Consider the following 1,656-nt stretch of genomic DNA (forward strand, 5'->3'; position numbering starts at 1 on the left):
ACATCCGGCACGGCACCGTGGACCTGTTCGCCGCGCTCAACATCGCGTCCGGAACTGACGTGTGTCTGACTCAACGACACAGATGGGCGGGGTGATTAACCAACATCGTCGGGTCCGGTTACGGGGTCATCTTGCCGGTGTTGTCGGTGCCAGGCAAGCCTTCGGAGACGGGCCTGTTCGAGGCCGGCCTGGCGGGCCTTGCGGATCGCTTTGCCGCGTCCTTCGTGCTCGTCGTTCGGGCAGACATACCCGATGCCCTGGTGGAGCCTGACGGCGTTGTAGTGCTCGCGCCGGACCTCGAGTTCGGCGCGCAGCACGGCCGGGTCGGCGATCGCGAGCAGGTGCGGGTGCTCGACCTTGAGGTGGCCGAAGAAGCTCTCGATCCACGCCTGGTCGGTCGGGGTGCCGGGCCGTCCGAAGTGCTGAGCGACCGCGCACAGCGCCATGAACTCCCGCGTCGAGCCGGAGGTCATCTGCGGGCCGTTATCCGACACCGCGAGCAGCACGGGGCGGGCCTCGTCATCGACATCGATGCGCGCCAGGCCGTCCTGGATCGCGGTGACCTGATCGATCAGGCCCTCGGCCTCGAGTGCGTCGGTGAACACGACCTCGATCTGGGTCGAGGTCTCCTCGGCCGAGACGATGTGCGCCAGCCACTTGCGTGAGACCAGGTCCTCGACCACGGTCCCGGCCCCCCGCGAACGTGAAATGCGTCGTGTCGTAGATCCAGATCGAGTTCGGCCGGTAGTCGGCCCACTCAGGAAACGGGCGGCGCTTCGAGCGTGCTGGTCGCGGCGGCGCACGTAGAACCAGGTCCTGACCTGCAAGAACGCGCCGGACCGTCGAGGGCGAGACCCACACCCGATGCAGGTACGAGCCGCGGTGAGCGAGCTTTCGGTGCGAGCGGTCGATCTCGCCCCACTCGTGGAACAGCGCCACGATCTGGTCGACCTCGTCGGCCAGCAGCCCATGTGAGGGGTTGCCGCCCGGTGGCCGGTCGGCGAGCTCGTCACGTTGCCGGCGCGCCAGCCACCGCCACGCACGCCCCTCGCTGAGCTCCAGCAGCCGGCACGCGTCGCGGACGCTCCAGTCGCCTCGACCGCATGGTCGATCAGTTCGAGCAGCCCGGTCTTGGTGGCCGCGTCCACGCGCCGTGGGACCCGGCCACTCAGCCCCAACGATCTTTTCCCTCCACCAGCGTGAGGCGGACCGCCATCTCCTTGAGGGCCTCCGAGAGCCGGGCGTTCTCGGCCTTGGCCGCCTCGAGTTCGTAGTCGCGCTCCTTGCCCTTCGAGCCGGGCCGTGATGCGGCCAGCGCCGCGAGCGCGCCCTCCTTGGCCACCGTGCGGATCTTCATGATCGTGGACCGGTCGACCTGCCAGGCCGCCGCGGCCTCGTTCTGGGTGACCTCCTGGCGGATCAGCTGCAGCCAGATCTCGTACTTCTCCGAGGGGGACAGGAACCGCTTCCTACGTCGTCCTGCCCGGTCGACACCACGCGTCTGCTCGGTCATGCTCATCATCTCCAGTACGGGTCGTGGACCCGCCCAGATGTTGTCTAATCCTCCGCCCGATCTGTGTCACGAAGTCAGACGCAAACCAGAACGGTGATCACCGACCTACGTCCGAACCACAACGCCGACGAGTTCATCAGGTT

General features: G+C 67.5%; 2 protein-coding genes. Both read right to left on the reverse strand.

The features are described 5' to 3' along the window. Nucleotides 1-95: 95 nt before the first annotated feature. Nucleotides 96-683: an integrase core domain-containing protein gene (locus WEB03_RS16140; RefSeq protein ID WP_368071948.1), complete on the reverse strand. Its 588-nt coding sequence runs from the start codon at nt 681-683 to the stop codon at nt 96-98. A 485-nt stretch (nt 684-1,168) separates the two neighbouring features. Then, complete coding sequence (locus tag WEB03_RS16145) at nt 1,169-1,513, reverse strand: hypothetical protein (RefSeq protein WP_368071949.1); 345 nt, start codon at nt 1,511-1,513, stop codon at nt 1,169-1,171. Nucleotides 1,514-1,656: the final 143 nt, after the last annotated feature.

Origin of the sequence: Nitriliruptor sp., assembly GCF_040882075.1 — a bacterium.
In the GTDB taxonomy this organism is placed as follows: domain Bacteria; phylum Actinomycetota; class Nitriliruptoria; order Nitriliruptorales; family Nitriliruptoraceae; genus Nitriliruptor.

Bases quoted from the DNA above. Each gene is read 5' to 3' on its own strand.
- WEB03_RS16145 (WP_368071949.1), bottom strand. From the start codon at position 1,513: ATGACCGAGCAGACGCGTGGTGTCGACCGGGCAGGACGACGTAGGAAG.